Origin of the sequence: Ruegeria sp., from assembly GCF_965221235.1 — a bacterium.
Classification (GTDB): domain Bacteria; phylum Pseudomonadota; class Alphaproteobacteria; order Rhodobacterales; family Rhodobacteraceae; genus Ruegeria.
On the sequence record NZ_CBDCRS010000004.1, the window covers coordinates 3,241,506 to 3,254,205 of the forward strand.

Sequence of the window (12,700 nt, forward strand, 5' to 3'; positions counted from 1 at the left end):
TTAATTCATTGGTGCTTGGGTTAAGGTGTCGGCCAAGTCATGTGGTCACATATGGAATCGCTTTATGCCCCGAGCTTTGTTTCTTGCCGCCGCTCTGATCATTGGTGGCCCCGCCGCTTCTGAGGGCGTTCTCAATAAAATCAAAAAGGGTGCGGCGAACACAGCTGACGCCATTGGGCAGGGCGTAGAAACCGTCGGCCAAACAATCGGAAAAGGCGCGGATGCGGTTGACGAGACCATTACTTCGACCACCGACCTTGTGACGAACGAAGCCACCCCTGAAGAAACACGCGCGAAACTGGACGTTATGGCCAGCGACGTTCTCACCCAGCTTTTGGCAGAGAACCCGGACGCCGATGCGCTTTATGCCATCAGCGCGGGCTATGCGGTGTTCGACTCGCGCAAGGTTACGGTCTTTCCGGTTTCTGCCGGATATGGGCGCGGTGTGGCCGTTTCGAAGGATACCGGGCAGCACACCTACATGAACATGGGAACGGGGGGCGTCGGCGCTGCCATTGGAATCGGCGGGTTCGAGACAAAATTTGTGATCCTGTTCGAAACGCAGGCCGATTTGGAAAAATTCATCGCACATGGATATGACGCAACCGCCGAGACAGGTGCGATGTACGGGGAAGACAGCACAAGTGAAACCGTGCGCTTTACGGATGGCCGGTCGTTCTTTGTGTTGTCCAAAAAGGGCTGGCGTGTGTCTGCCGGTGCCTCAGGAACAAAGTTCTGGAAGTCCCCGGAACTGAACTGATCAGCCCGAGCAGCTCGCCCCGCCCAAAACGCAGAACTTGGCGCAATGCGGGTGCTTGAGGTGGACGTCCGCCTCGGCCTCGGCCAGAGTGTGGCCCATCTCGAACTCAGGCGCGTAGGGCAGAAGCGTGCAGGCCAGAACAGCGGGGCGTTCAGCCCCTTTGCGTTTGACCACCATGCGGGCGCTGGCACACATCACTGCGTCGGGTGACTTGTTCAGAATACCCCAGCAAGCCGTTGTGATTTCAGGAACTTCGACGGTTTCATCCATCTCGGGGAACAGAACCGTTTTGCCCGGATTCTGTGCGTCGATGTCGAACCCATGCTCAGCGAAAAACGCCGCATATCCGGCGCGGCTTTCAGTGTCGCTGTCGCCCCAGACGGTGCGCCCTGCAATGGCCATGTTGAAACCATTATCGCGCAGCCATTCCATCCCGGTGACAGTCTTGGCAAAGCTGCCTTTGCCTCGTTCTTCGTCATGCAATTCGGGTCGGTAATGATCGACCGAGATCCGCAGGGTCAGCTTGTCACCATAGTCGCGCTGCAACTCCAGCAGCCCTTCGCGCATCTTGCGGCGCATCATCGGCAGCATCGCGTTGGTCAGGATCAGAACCTTATAGCCACGCTCCAGCGCAGCGCGGGTCATGTCGATCATTTCGGGGTTCATGAAAGGCTCACCGCCGGTAAACCCGATCTCGCGCACCGGCCATTTCCGAGCCTCGATCTGATCCAGATAGTCGCGCACCTCATCCGCGGTGATATAGACCAGCGCATCGTTCGTCGGGCTGCTTTCGATATAGCAGTTGACGCATTCGATGTTGCACAAGGTACCGGTATTGAACCACAACGTCTCGGGGTTGCTGAGAGTCACGGTTGCCCGCGTTTGCCCGTCAGCTGTCACCAATTTGTCCTGAAACTTGCCGATATTGGCGCTCTGAGAGGCGTTGTCTTTCATTCCGGTATCCGGTTCTTTGAAGTCTTCAGGATGACTTAGCCTTTCAGACCCGGTTAGTTAAGTGCGACGCGCCTGATCTGACAGAGTTTTGATGACGGGAAAAAATCCACGTATGCTTGCGCTAACATTAGACATGACCGCAGGGGTAAGGTAGGGGAAACGCATGGTTTCTCGTGTCATACCCGTTGACCCGTTCGATCTGGTCATCTTTGGCAGCACCGGCGATCTTGCGCAGCGCAAGATCCTTCCGGCGCTGTTTCGGCGGTTTTGCGCGGGGCAATGGCCAGGGGATGTGCAGATCATCGGTGCCGCGCGGGCCGAATACGACCGGGAAGCGTTCCGTCAGATCGTCTCCGAATCGTTGCTTATACATGCGCCTGACCAGAGTCAGGATGCTGCCGCGCTAGAGGCGTTTCTGCGTCGGGTCGATTATGTCTCGCTGGATGCGCTGTCTTCGGTTGGGTGGGATCAACTTGCGGCGAAGCTGACTGTCGACCGGGTGCGGGCGTTTTATTTCTCGGTCGGGCCGCGCCTGTTCGGGCCGCTGGCCGAGCGGATCAAGGCCCATGATCTGGCGACCGGGAAGACCCGGATCGTGGTCGAAAAGCCGTTCGGTCATGATCTGGAAAGCGCACGGGCGCTGAACGCCACATTGGCCGAACATTTCCAAGAGGGGCAAATTTACCGGATCGACCATTATCTGGGCAAGGAAACGGTTCAGAACCTGATGGCTGTCCGTTTTGGCAACATGCTGTTCGAGCCGCTGTGGAACAGCCAGTATGTCGATCACATCCAGATCACGGTTGCCGAATCCGTTGGTATTGACGGGCGCGAGGAATATTATGAGCGCGCAGGCGCCATGCGGGACATGGTGCAGAACCATTTGATGCAACTGCTCTGCCTGATCGCGATGGAGCCTCCGGCCAAGTTCGATCCGGACGCCGTGCGGGACGAAAAGCTGAAGGTGATCCGCGCGCTGGACCCGGTTGAGCCGCACCATATCGTGCGCGGTCAGTTCGAGGGCGACGGCCCGAGCTATCGCCAGACCGTCGGCAACCCACGTTCGACGACGGAAAGCTATGTCGCGCTCAAGGCGCATGTCAGCAATTGGCGATGGGCGGGGACTCCGTTCTATCTGCGCACGGGCAAGCGGCTGGTCGCGCGGTCCTCGGTGATCAATGTCATGTTCAAGGACGCCCCGCATTCGATCTTCGGTGCGGATGCCGGGCGGCACGCCAATGTGCTTTCGATCCGGTTGCAACCAAACGAAGGCATCACTCTGAAGGTGACGATCAAGGAACCGGGACCGGGCGGTATGCGTCTGGTCGAGGTTCCGCTGGACATGAGCTTTGCCGAAGCACTGGGACCGGAAAATCAAAACCCACCGGACGCCTATGAGCGGCTGGTGATGGACGTGATCCGCGGCAACCAGACCCTGTTCATGCGCGGGGATGAGGTCGAGGCCGCCTGGGCCTGGACCGACCCGATCATCGCGGGCTGGGAGGCGCGTGGTGACGTACCCAAACCATATGAAAGCGGCAGCACCGGACCGGGCGACGCCGAGCTGCTGATGAAACGAGACGGTCGCCGTTGGCAAGGGATAAACCCATGAATATAATGGAATACGCCGACCGGGACATGCTGGCCATCGACGTTGCAAACGTGCTGGCGGGCGAGTTGGAATCTGCCTTGCTGCATCATGATGTGGTTTCGCTGGCCGTTCCGGGCGGTACCACGCCGGGACCAGTCTTTGACGTGCTATGCGCGGCAGATCTTGAATGGGACCGGGTGCGGGTTCTGCCCACCGACGAACGCTGTGTGCCGGGCGATCACGAGCGGTCGAACGAACGCCTGATCCGCGAGCGGTTGCTCACCAACCGCGCCTCATCCGCTCAGTATATCCCGCTATATGTGTCGGGTAAGCAGCCTGAGGATGTGCTGCCCGAGTTGGAAAGCCTGATCACGCCGATTCGGCCTCTGTCGGTGCTGGTATTGGGGATGGGAGACGACATGCACACGGCGTCTCTGTTCCCCGGTATGGACGGGCTGGAGGCTGCTTTGGACAGTCACGCTTCGCCTCTGGCCGTTGCCCGACCCGAAACTCAGCCCGAAGCCCGCATTACGCTGACCGCGCCGGTTCTGGATGGTGCCTTGTCCAAACACCTGATTATCTTCGGTGCCGCCAAACGCGAGGCGTTGGAACGCGCCATGTCCTTGCCGCCTGAAGAGGCGCCCATCGCGGCGGTTCTTGGTGGTATGACGGTCCATTGGGCGGAGTGAGCGTAATGCAGTTGGACACCCTAAACGCCCTTGCCGCTGCGCGGAAAGACCAAACCATCCTTGATCTGTTCGGCAACGATGCGAACCGGGCTCAGGCGTTTTCGGCCGCGACCGGTGATCTGTTGTTCGATTATTCCAAAACCCTAATCGACGCAGAAATCCGCGAAGCCCTGACCGACCTCTGCAACGCCGCCGGGCTGGCTGAGCGGCGCGAAGCGATGTTCTCGGGCGCGAAGATCAATGAAACCGAAGGGCGCGCTGTGCTGCATACCGCATTGCGCAATCTGGATGGTGGTCCGGTTGAGGTCGATGGTTTGGATGTCATGCCCGAAGTGCTGGATACCCTGCACCGGATGCGCGTCTTTGCCGAAGAAGTGCGCGGCGGCGCAATCTCGGGGGTAGGGGGCAGCTTTACCGATGTGGTCAATATCGGCATCGGTGGCTCGGATCTTGGCCCGGTGATGGCGACCTACGCGCTGGCCCCGTATCACGATGGACCGCGGCTGCACTACGTCTCGAACGTCGACGGCGCGCATATCGCCGATACACTGCGCCAGCTTGATCCGACGCGGACGCTGGTGATCGTTGCGTCGAAGACCTTTACCACCATCGAAACCATGACCAACGCCCGCACCGCGCGGGCGTGGATGGCGGACGGTGGCGGCGATCCGACCCAACAATTCGCCGCCGTATCCAGCGCCGTGGATAAGACACAGGCGTTCGGCATTCCGTCAGAGCGTGTGTTCGGTTTCGCCGATTGGGTTGGTGGGCGCTATTCGGTCTGGGGGCCTGTGGGCCTGCCGGTGATGATCGCAGTTGGTTCGAATGCCTTTGACGCTTTCCTGCGCGGCGCTCAGGCGATGGACGTGCATTTTCGCGCCGCTGATTGGGCGGAAAACACGCCGGTAATGCTGGCGCTGGTCGGTGTCTGGCATCGTCAGGTGCTTGGCCACGCCAGCCGCGCGGTTCTGCCTTATGATCAACGACTTTTGCGCCTTCCGGCCTATTTTCAGCAGTTGGAAATGGAATCGAACGGTAAATCCGTGGCGATGGACGGCAGTGCGCTGACCATGCCGTCCGGACCCGTTGTGTGGGGCGAACCGGGCACGAACGGTCAACATGCGTTCTACCAGTTGATCCATCAGGGCACAGACGTAATCCCCTGCGAATTCATGGTTGCAGCCGAGGGCCACGAACCCGAACTGACCCATCATCACCGCCTATTGCTGGCGAATTGCCTGGCCCAATCCGAGGCGCTAATGCGTGGCAGATCACTGGACGAGGCGCGTCAACGCATGGCCGACAAGGGGCTGACCGGTGACGAGTTGGATCGTCAGGCCCGCCATCGCGTGTTCCCGGGCAACCGACCGTCTTCGACCTTGATCTATCCGAAACTCACGCCTTTTGTGCTGGGCCAGATCATCGCCCTCTATGAACATCGGGTCTTTGTCGAAGGAGTTCTGCTAGGCATCAACTCATTCGACCAATGGGGCGTGGAACTGGGTAAGGAACTTGCGACCTCACTTGGCCCTATCGTGGACGGTGAAGAAGGTGCAGAGGGCAAAGATGGCTCGACCGCTGCGTTGGTGGCCTATGCGATGCGGCACCGTGATTAAGCCAGGCTGAATTTGCGGGCTTTCCTTGCGGTAAGCCGCATTCTTTTATTGTCAGACAATTAAATGATTGGCAGGGTTCTTCCCAAGGAATAGCCATAAAGCCCGGCTTGTGCCGGCGTCGAAAATGGCACCACCAAAGGGAGGACACCCATGCTGGGACAGATGATGACGCAGCCCTTGCTGATTTCGTCACTGATAAATCACGCAGATCGCTATCACGGTCAAACCGAGATTTACTCGGTCGAAACCGATGGCACGGTGACCGAGACCAGTTGGAGACAAGTGGCAGAAAACGCACGCAAGCTGGCGTCAGCGTTGACTAAACTGGGGCTAGAGCCGCAGGCCCGTATCGGCACGTTGGCTTGGAACAACCGGCGACATCTTGAGATCTACTATGGCACGTCCGGGGCCGGGTTCGTCTGCCATACGGTCAACCCGCGCCTGTTCCCCGAGCAAATGTCCTTTATTATCAACCACGCTCAGGACCGGGTGTTGTTCTTCGACGCAACCTTCATTCCTCTGGTCGCGGCGCTGCGCGAGCATCTGCCGGATGTGCAGCATTTTGTTCTGATGGGCGCGCGGGACGAGGACGCCATTGCCCAAATTCCCGGCGTGCAATTCTATGACGAATTGATCGCAACCGGTGATGCAAACTTTGAATGGCCCGTTTTTGACGAAAACACTGCCTCAAGCCTGTGCTACACGTCCGGGACGACCGGTAATCCTAAGGGCGTGCTGTATTCGCATCGCTCGACAGTGCTGCATAGCTTCGGCTCGAACACCCGCGATGTGATCGGGTTTTCGGCAATGGATGTGGTGATGCCGGTGGTGCCGATGTTTCACGTCAACGCATGGGGCTCTCCCTACGCCTGTGCCATGTCCGGGTCTCGGATGGTTTTGCCGGGACCGGGGTTGCATGGTGAGGCGCTGGTCAATCTGATCGACACATATGGGGTTACTCTGGCCATGGGCGTGCCGACGATCTGGCAAGGTTTGCTGGCCCATGCGGAACAGTCGGGCAGCCAGCTGACCAGCTTGCAACGCACTGTCATTGGGGGCGCGGCATGCCCGCCGTCGATGATTGAAACCTTCCGCGAAACTTACGGCGTAGACACGATACACGCCTGGGGTATGAGCGAGATGAGTCCGCTGGGGACGGCGAACCACCCGTTGGCCAAGCACAAGGACTTGCCGGTGCAAGAGCAGCACAGGTTGCGCGAAAGCCAGGGGCGGCCTTGTTACGGTGTCGAACTCAAGATTGTGGACGATGACGGCAATGATCTGCCGCATGACGGAGAGACTCAGGGCGATCTTCTGGTGCGGGGATATTGGGTGTTGGACAGCTACTTCCAGATGCAGGATGAGGCGTTGTTACAGGACGGCTGGTTTGCCACTGGCGACGTGGCAACGGTGGATGCAGATGGATTTATGACGATCAGGGACCGATCCAAAGACATCATCAAATCCGGTGGTGAATGGATCAGTTCGGTCGAGTTAGAGAACATTGCCGTGGCCCATCCCAAGCTGGCCACTGCCGCAGTGATAGGGGTGCCGCATCCAAAATGGGACGAGCGCCCGCTGCTGGTTGCCGTCAAATCAGAGGGTGAAGACCCGAGCGAAGCCGAACTGCTGGAGTTCTTTGACGGCAAGATTGCCAAATGGCAGGTGCCGGACAAGGTGGTGTTTGTCGAGGCGTTGCCGTTGAACGCAACCGGCAAGGTTCTAAAGCGCAAATTGCGCGCGGATTTTGAAAACGCGCTTAGCGGCTGAAGGGAAGTATGGCTCCGGCGGTAGGGATCGAACCTACGACCAATTGATTAACAGTCAACTGCTCTACCGCTGAGCTACGCCGGAACGGTTCGCGCCGTATAGCAACCCGCACCTACGGCGTCCAGAGGGTGCAGAATATTTTTCGACGAAAAATCTTGCACCACAATCTGCACAATAAGTCTGCGCTACGGGTGGCCGCAATATAGGGGATTTTGGCTCCGGCGGTAGGGATCGAACCTACGACCAATTGATTAACAGTCAACTGCTCTACCGCTGAGCTACGCCGGAACTGAGGGGCGTATAACAATCCGAATTTTCCCCGTCCAGAGGGGAATGTTACGTTTTCGCAAAAAAGTTTTCCGGGTTCAGCCTTGCGGGTAAAAGCGGCTGTCCCACGACAAAGCACCTTTTGCCGTGACCATGGATTTCCCAGAAAGATCAACCAGATGCGCAAGGACGTTCCGTTCTGCTGCGGGCAGCAACGCTGCCGGGGTTTCCACATAGATTCTTTCGGCCAGTTCCCGGGCAGTGCCGGGGCGTTCTCTTAAAGCTCCCAGAATCTGCGTCTCGCGGGTTAGGCGGTGTGAGATCAGCCAGTCCAGCCTTGCAGCAGGCTCTGTCATCGGCGCCCCGTGCCCGGCATGAAACACCTTCCAGTCGCGTGCGCGCAGGCGTTGGCAAGACGCCATGAAATCCGTCAGGTCTCCATCGGGTGGTGAGACCAGTGAACTGGCCCAGCCCATCACATGATCTCCGGTGAAACAGGTATTACCCCAACCCAGTGCGATGTGGTTGCCCAGATGCCCAGGAGTGTGAATCACCTCAAGCTGCCAACCTTCGCCAATGATGTGCTCGCCGTCGGACAGCTCGACATCCGGGGCGAAATCTATGTCGATGCCTTCACCGCCGCCTGCCATCCCGTGTCGCGCCAACGTCGTCATGACAGCACTGCGCCCAGCCTCGGGGCCGCCAAAGGCCAGCATGGGTGCGCCGGTGCGGTCCGCCAGTGGCCTTGCCAGCGGCGAGTGATCCAGATGGCTGTGCGTCACGATAATGTGGCTGATGCGCTGTCCCGGCTGCACGGCGTCCAGAATTGCCGCAAGATGCGCATCGCTCAGCGGACCGGGGTCGATGACGGCAAGTTCGTTGGTTCCCAGCAGGTATGTATTCGTCCCACGATACGTCATCGGCGAGGCATTCGGGGCCACGATTCGCCTCAGACCCGGTTGCAGCGTAATGGCTGGGCCGATAGGCGGATCGAAATCGTCGGGGGGCTGCATTCTGCGGTCTTTCTCTTGTCGGTTCAGCCCGTTAGGTTTAGCGCATGTCCGCACAATGGCTCAAACCCTATATGCCGCGCAGCCTCTATGCCCGTGCTGCGTTGATCCTGATTCTGCCGGTGGTGGTTCTGCTGCTGGTGTTGGGCGTCGCGTTTCTGCAAAAGCACCTAGAGGATGTGACCGCGCAGATGACCCGGGCGGCCTCGCGTGAAGTGACGCTGGTCGTTGAAACCATGGATGGGTACGAGACCCAGCAACAGGCGCTGGCGGCAGTGCGGCCTGATTTGCAAGCGCTTGAGATGAAGGCGCGGTTTCTGGGTATCAGCGAAGAGCCAATGAATGGCGCCCGCCGCTGGTACGATTTCATCGCGCCACAAGTTGAGGCGGATCTGCACGCGCGTTTGCCCGAGCTCGAAGTCGTCGCCTTGCCCAGCGGGCAGGAGGCGCGGTTGTATCTGCGAACCGATCTTGGGCTGTTGCAACTGACATTCGACCGGCGTCGGTTATCGCCGGTTGCGCCGCATCAGTTGATTGTGACGATGGTGTTTTTTGCGATTGTGATGACGTCGATTTCCTTCTTGTACATGCGCAATCAGCTGCGGCCGATCACCCGTTTGGCCGAGGCGGCACAGGCCTTTGGCCGTGGACGCGTTGTGCCGTATTCGCCAGGCGGGGCCATCGAAGTACGCGCTGCAGGAAGTGCCTTTCTGGATATGCGCGCACGGATCGAACGCCAGATGGAACAGCGCACAATGATGCTGTCCGGGGTCAGTCATGACCTCAGGACGCCTCTGACACGCTTGAAGCTGGGTCTGTCCATGCTGCCCGAAGACGAAGCGGTCCCATTGCAACGGGACGTTGATGAGATGCAGCTGCTGCTGGATGCCTTTCTGGAGTTTTCACGCGGGGCATCGGAAGGCGCGCCCGAGGTCGTTAACCCTCAGGCCCTGCTGGAACAGATCGTCAAAGACGCGCGCCGCGCCGGGCATGAGGTTGACCTTGTCAGCATGGAGGGTGAAGGGACCGTCATGCTGCGGCCAACTGCCATTCGCCGTGCGGTCGAGAACCTGATCGGAAATGCCATGCGGTATGGGCAGCACGCGGATGTCAGCCTGTCCGTCACACCCAAATCCCTGCGTATTCGGGTTGAGGATGATGGTCCCGGCATCCCGCCGGATCAGCGTGCTGAGGCCGTAAAGCCCTTTTCGCGCCTTGATCCCGCGCGGAACCAGAATCAGGGAACCGGCGTTGGTCTGGGGCTTGCAATCGTATCGGACATCGCACGTGCGCATGGCGGAGTGTTGCGGCTGGGCAAAAGCGAACGCCTTGGCGGCCTTTGCGCCGACATCATTATCGGTCGTTAACGCGCGACCAGAACAAGGATTTCTGGCGCGAGAGTGACACAGAACATCGCGTTATGGTGGCTGCCTGCGATCAGCGAAAAGGCTGCCGTCCAGCAAGAGGGCTGGAAGTTTTGGGTTAAACGGAGGTCGATTGACAGTGCAATTTGCGTCATCTTCAATAGAACGACGCTTCAGGTTCCGAACTAGTTCGGTTCGACCCGTGTCTGGCGAGTTGCCGAATCGACTGCGGCCGTAGTCAACGTTGTCGCGGTGCCGAGCGTCGGCTGCATCAAATTGCATATCGCGATGGCGCATAGACACTGATGTCTGTGTTCGGGGTTCGCCCGGTGACCATCTGCGACAAAAGACGCCCGGTTTTTGGCCCGCCGGTCAGGCCGATGTGATGGTGGCCAAATCCCATGTAAGCACCGCGAATGCCTGGAACCTCTCCGATCACGGGGATTGAATCCGCAGGCGCGGGTCGGTGTCCCATCCACTCCAGCTCTTCCTTCCACGTCACGCCCGGAAAGGTCTCTCGGGCATTTTTGCGCATCAGTTCAAATGGCGCCCGCGAGGGCGGTGCATCCAGCCCGCCGAATTCTACGATCCCGGCCAGCCTAATGCGCCCATCCATCGGTGTGGCAACAAATTTGCCTGAGGCCACCATCACCGGACTTCTGAGCGTCACGGAAGGCTCCACCAGCTCAAGATGGTATCCGCGCTCGGTTTCCAGCGGAACGGATATGCCCAGTTTGCGGGCCAGAGGGCCGGACCACACGCCCGCCGTCACAATCGCCGTATCGCAGGGAATGGTCTCGCCACCCGCCCGCACACCTGTCACAGCGCCGTTTTCGCGCACCACGTCATCCACGGCGGCGCGGATTATCTGGCCACCTTTCGCTTCGACATGCGCGGCAAGGTCTTTGACATAACGCCCGGGATCAGCAATGTCGCCGTGATCCGAGAGTTTGGCTGCGAAACCGAGCCTTTCGCTGAAAATCGGGTCATAGCTACGCAGCGCCTGACCCTCCAGTTCGTCCCATTCAAAACCGTGTTTGCGCCGGATGCCCCAGCCAAAGGCATCGCCTTCAAAATGTTGCCGGTTTTCATACAGAAACAGGTAATCGGACGCGTTCAGCCACTTTTCGGCCCCGGTTCCCTGTGCAAGAGTCTGATGATCGCTCAGGCTGTCTCCGATGATGGGCATCAGGGCGGCAGCGATGCGTTCAACGTCAGCCGCATTGGCGTGTTTCAGATAGCGTACCAGCCACGGCATCAGTTTGGGCAGATAGCTCCATTTCAGGAATAGCGGCTGAGAAGGACTGAACAGCATCCGCGGCGCTTTTTTCAGCAATCCTGGCACTGTGACGGGAATGATAGAGCACGAGGCCAGAACCCCGCCATTGCCATAAGACGTCCCTTCGCCGGGTCCTGCTTTGTCGATCAGGGTGACCTTGTGACCGTCGCGTTGCAGCCAGACAGCTGCCGAAACTCCGACAATTCCGGCCCCTATTATTGCGATGGTCTTAGAGGCGCTCATGCAGCTACGTCCTTTGCGACCGTATAATGGTCGAGTTTGCCTGCGTCCGGGCGGCCGCCCAATCCGGGCCTATCTGGAACGACAACCTGTCCGTTTTCAACACGGAACGGTTCTTCGAGGATGTCTTCTTTCAGGAAGTATGAGGCCTGATAGAATTCACATCCCAGCGTGATTTCCGGCGTTGCAGCAATCATGTGTACTCCCGCCAGATGCGCTAGGCCAGATTCGAACATATCGCCTCCATAAGCGCTGAGCCCGTGCGCCGCGGCGATGCGGGCGACGGTCTGACCGCGGCTTAGCCCACCAGATTTCATGATCTTGACCGAGACACCATCGCAGATACCTTCGCGCGCTGCACGCTCCATATCTTCGGGGCCGAAAACGCTTTCGTCCGCCAGCAGAGGCAGGTCGATTTGCGCCCGCAATCGCGCCATCATCCCATAGTGATGCGCCCGAACGGGTTGTTCGATGAAATCCGGTTTGAATTGCGCCACATCGCGCACTTGTGCCGGGGCGTCGTCAATCGACAGGCCCTGATTATAGTCTACACGGACTGAGAATTCGGGGTAGTGCTGTGCCAGATGCTCCAGCCGCATGATGTCAAAGGCGTGGTCTTTGAAGCCGGTCTTGAGCTTGACAATTCGGACGCCATCTTCGCGCAGTTGCTCTAACAGCTTGATGTCCTGCGCGAAATCGGGGTCGGCGATTGAGCAGCTCAGTGGGATGGAATCGCGGCACTTGCCGCCTAACAGCGACCAAACAGGCGCGCCCATAATGTGCCCGGCGAGGTCGAGCAGAGCGGCCTCCAACGCCGCCTTGGCCTCGGTGCAATGGGCGACGGCATAGGCTGCCTTGGCCATGATCGCCGCACGGTCTGATACCCGAGATCCAACAACCAGCGGCCGGATATAGCGATTCAGCGCTGCATAGGTCGCCTCGGGCGTTCCGGTAAAGACGGACCACGGTGACGCTTCGCCGAATCCTTGCGAGCCATCCTCGGAGGTCAGGCGCAGGACGACGACCTCGCAGGTTCCTTCGACCGACCCAATTCCGTGGTCGCGTCGCGATGTAACAGGCAGTTCAAGATGCCAAAGATCAAAACCGGTGATGGTTTGGTGTAAATCGGTCATTGGTCCTCCAATCGTTGGCGGGAACCG

At 59.0% G+C, this 12,700-nt stretch carries 10 protein-coding genes and 2 tRNA genes; 6 read left to right on the plus strand and 6 right to left on the minus strand.

Annotated elements, in window-relative coordinates; genetic code table 11:
* Positions 1-64 precede the first annotated feature (64 nt).
* Positions 65-760, plus strand: coding sequence for a hypothetical protein (locus ACOQOY_RS19480; protein WP_420586980.1), 696 nt, complete (start codon positions 65-67; stop codon positions 758-760).
* On the opposite strand, the gene ACOQOY_RS19485 is transcribed toward ACOQOY_RS19480, so the two are convergent.
* Positions 761-1,714 (minus strand): radical SAM protein, encoded by a 954-nt coding sequence (locus ACOQOY_RS19485; RefSeq protein ID WP_420586981.1) that lies wholly within the window; start codon positions 1,712-1,714, stop codon positions 761-763.
* A 163-nt stretch (positions 1,715-1,877) separates the two neighbouring features.
* Between ACOQOY_RS19485 and zwf the strand changes: the two genes are divergently transcribed.
* The 4 genes from zwf (at position 1,878) to ACOQOY_RS19505 (ending at position 7,380) form a co-directional block, all read left to right on the plus strand.
* Positions 1,878-3,326 (plus strand): glucose-6-phosphate dehydrogenase, encoded by a 1,449-nt coding sequence (gene zwf, locus ACOQOY_RS19490; protein WP_420586982.1) that lies wholly within the window; start codon positions 1,878-1,880, stop codon positions 3,324-3,326.
* The gene (gene pgl, locus ACOQOY_RS19495; RefSeq protein ID WP_420586983.1) at positions 3,323-3,994 is read left to right on the plus strand and encodes a 6-phosphogluconolactonase; all 672 of its coding nucleotides are present in this window, start codon (positions 3,323-3,325) and stop codon (positions 3,992-3,994) included. The genes zwf and pgl overlap by 4 nt, the downstream gene beginning before the upstream one ends.
* A gap of 5 nt (positions 3,995-3,999) precedes the next feature.
* Complete coding sequence (gene pgi / locus ACOQOY_RS19500; protein WP_420586984.1) at positions 4,000-5,610, plus strand: glucose-6-phosphate isomerase; 1,611 nt, start codon at positions 4,000-4,002, stop codon at positions 5,608-5,610.
* 150 nt (positions 5,611-5,760) lie between these two features.
* Complete coding sequence (locus tag ACOQOY_RS19505; protein ID WP_420586985.1) at positions 5,761-7,380, plus strand: long-chain-fatty-acid--CoA ligase; 1,620 nt, start codon at positions 5,761-5,763, stop codon at positions 7,378-7,380.
* Between the two features lie 9 nt (positions 7,381-7,389).
* On the opposite strand, the gene ACOQOY_RS19510 is transcribed toward ACOQOY_RS19505, so the two are convergent.
* The 3 genes from ACOQOY_RS19510 to ACOQOY_RS19520 all read right to left on the minus strand — a co-directional run bounded on the left by ACOQOY_RS19510 (position 7,390) and on the right by ACOQOY_RS19520 (position 8,660).
* Positions 7,390-7,464: transfer RNA gene (locus ACOQOY_RS19510), tRNA-Asn, on the minus strand.
* A gap of 129 nt (positions 7,465-7,593) precedes the next feature.
* Positions 7,594-7,668: transfer RNA gene (locus tag ACOQOY_RS19515), tRNA-Asn, on the minus strand.
* 77 nt (positions 7,669-7,745) lie between these two features.
* A complete protein-coding gene (locus ACOQOY_RS19520; RefSeq protein WP_420586986.1) occupies positions 7,746-8,660 on the minus strand; it encodes an MBL fold metallo-hydrolase in 915 nt (304 codons plus the stop codon).
* A gap of 44 nt (positions 8,661-8,704) precedes the next feature.
* Between ACOQOY_RS19520 and ACOQOY_RS19525 the strand changes: the two genes are divergently transcribed.
* Positions 8,705-10,024 carry an ATP-binding protein gene (locus tag ACOQOY_RS19525; RefSeq protein WP_420586987.1) on the plus strand — a complete coding sequence of 440 codons (1,320 nt, stop codon included), beginning with the start codon at positions 8,705-8,707 and terminating at the stop codon, positions 10,022-10,024.
* Positions 10,025-10,292: 268 nt separating this feature from the next.
* On the opposite strand, the gene ACOQOY_RS19530 is transcribed toward ACOQOY_RS19525, so the two are convergent.
* Together ACOQOY_RS19530 and ACOQOY_RS19535 are read right to left on the minus strand one after the other, a co-directional pair.
* Entirely contained in the window at positions 10,293-11,543 is a 1,251-nt protein-coding gene (locus tag ACOQOY_RS19530) for an NAD(P)/FAD-dependent oxidoreductase (protein ID WP_420586988.1), read from the minus strand.
* Entirely contained in the window at positions 11,540-12,673 is a 1,134-nt protein-coding gene (locus tag ACOQOY_RS19535; RefSeq protein WP_420586989.1) for an enolase C-terminal domain-like protein, read from the minus strand. The genes ACOQOY_RS19530 and ACOQOY_RS19535 overlap by 4 nt, the downstream gene beginning before the upstream one ends.
* Positions 12,674-12,700 lie beyond the last annotated feature (27 nt).

Excerpts from the sequence above, each read along its gene's own strand:
- ACOQOY_RS19530 (WP_420586988.1), bottom strand. The coding sequence starts at position 11,543 with ATGAGCGCCTCTAAGACCATCGCAATAATAGGGGCCGGAATTGTCGGA.
- zwf (WP_420586982.1), top strand. The coding sequence starts at position 1,878 with ATGGTTTCTCGTGTCATACCCGTTGACCCGTTCGATCTGGTCATCTTT.
- ACOQOY_RS19505 (WP_420586985.1), top strand. The coding sequence starts at position 5,761 with ATGCTGGGACAGATGATGACGCAGCCCTTGCTGATTTCGTCACTGATA.
- ACOQOY_RS19525 (WP_420586987.1), top strand. The coding sequence starts at position 8,705 with ATGTCCGCACAATGGCTCAAACCCTATATGCCGCGCAGCCTCTATGCC.
- ACOQOY_RS19485 (WP_420586981.1), bottom strand. The coding sequence starts at position 1,714 with ATGAAAGACAACGCCTCTCAGAGCGCCAATATCGGCAAGTTTCAGGAC.
- pgi (WP_420586984.1), top strand. The coding sequence starts at position 4,000 with ATGCAGTTGGACACCCTAAACGCCCTTGCCGCTGCGCGGAAAGACCAA.
- pgl (WP_420586983.1), top strand. The coding sequence starts at position 3,323 with ATGAATATAATGGAATACGCCGACCGGGACATGCTGGCCATCGACGTT.
- ACOQOY_RS19520 (WP_420586986.1), bottom strand. The coding sequence starts at position 8,660 with ATGCAGCCCCCCGACGATTTCGATCCGCCTATCGGCCCAGCCATTACG.
- ACOQOY_RS19535 (WP_420586989.1), bottom strand. The coding sequence starts at position 12,673 with ATGACCGATTTACACCAAACCATCACCGGTTTTGATCTTTGGCATCTT.
- ACOQOY_RS19480 (WP_420586980.1), top strand. The coding sequence starts at position 65 with ATGCCCCGAGCTTTGTTTCTTGCCGCCGCTCTGATCATTGGTGGCCCC.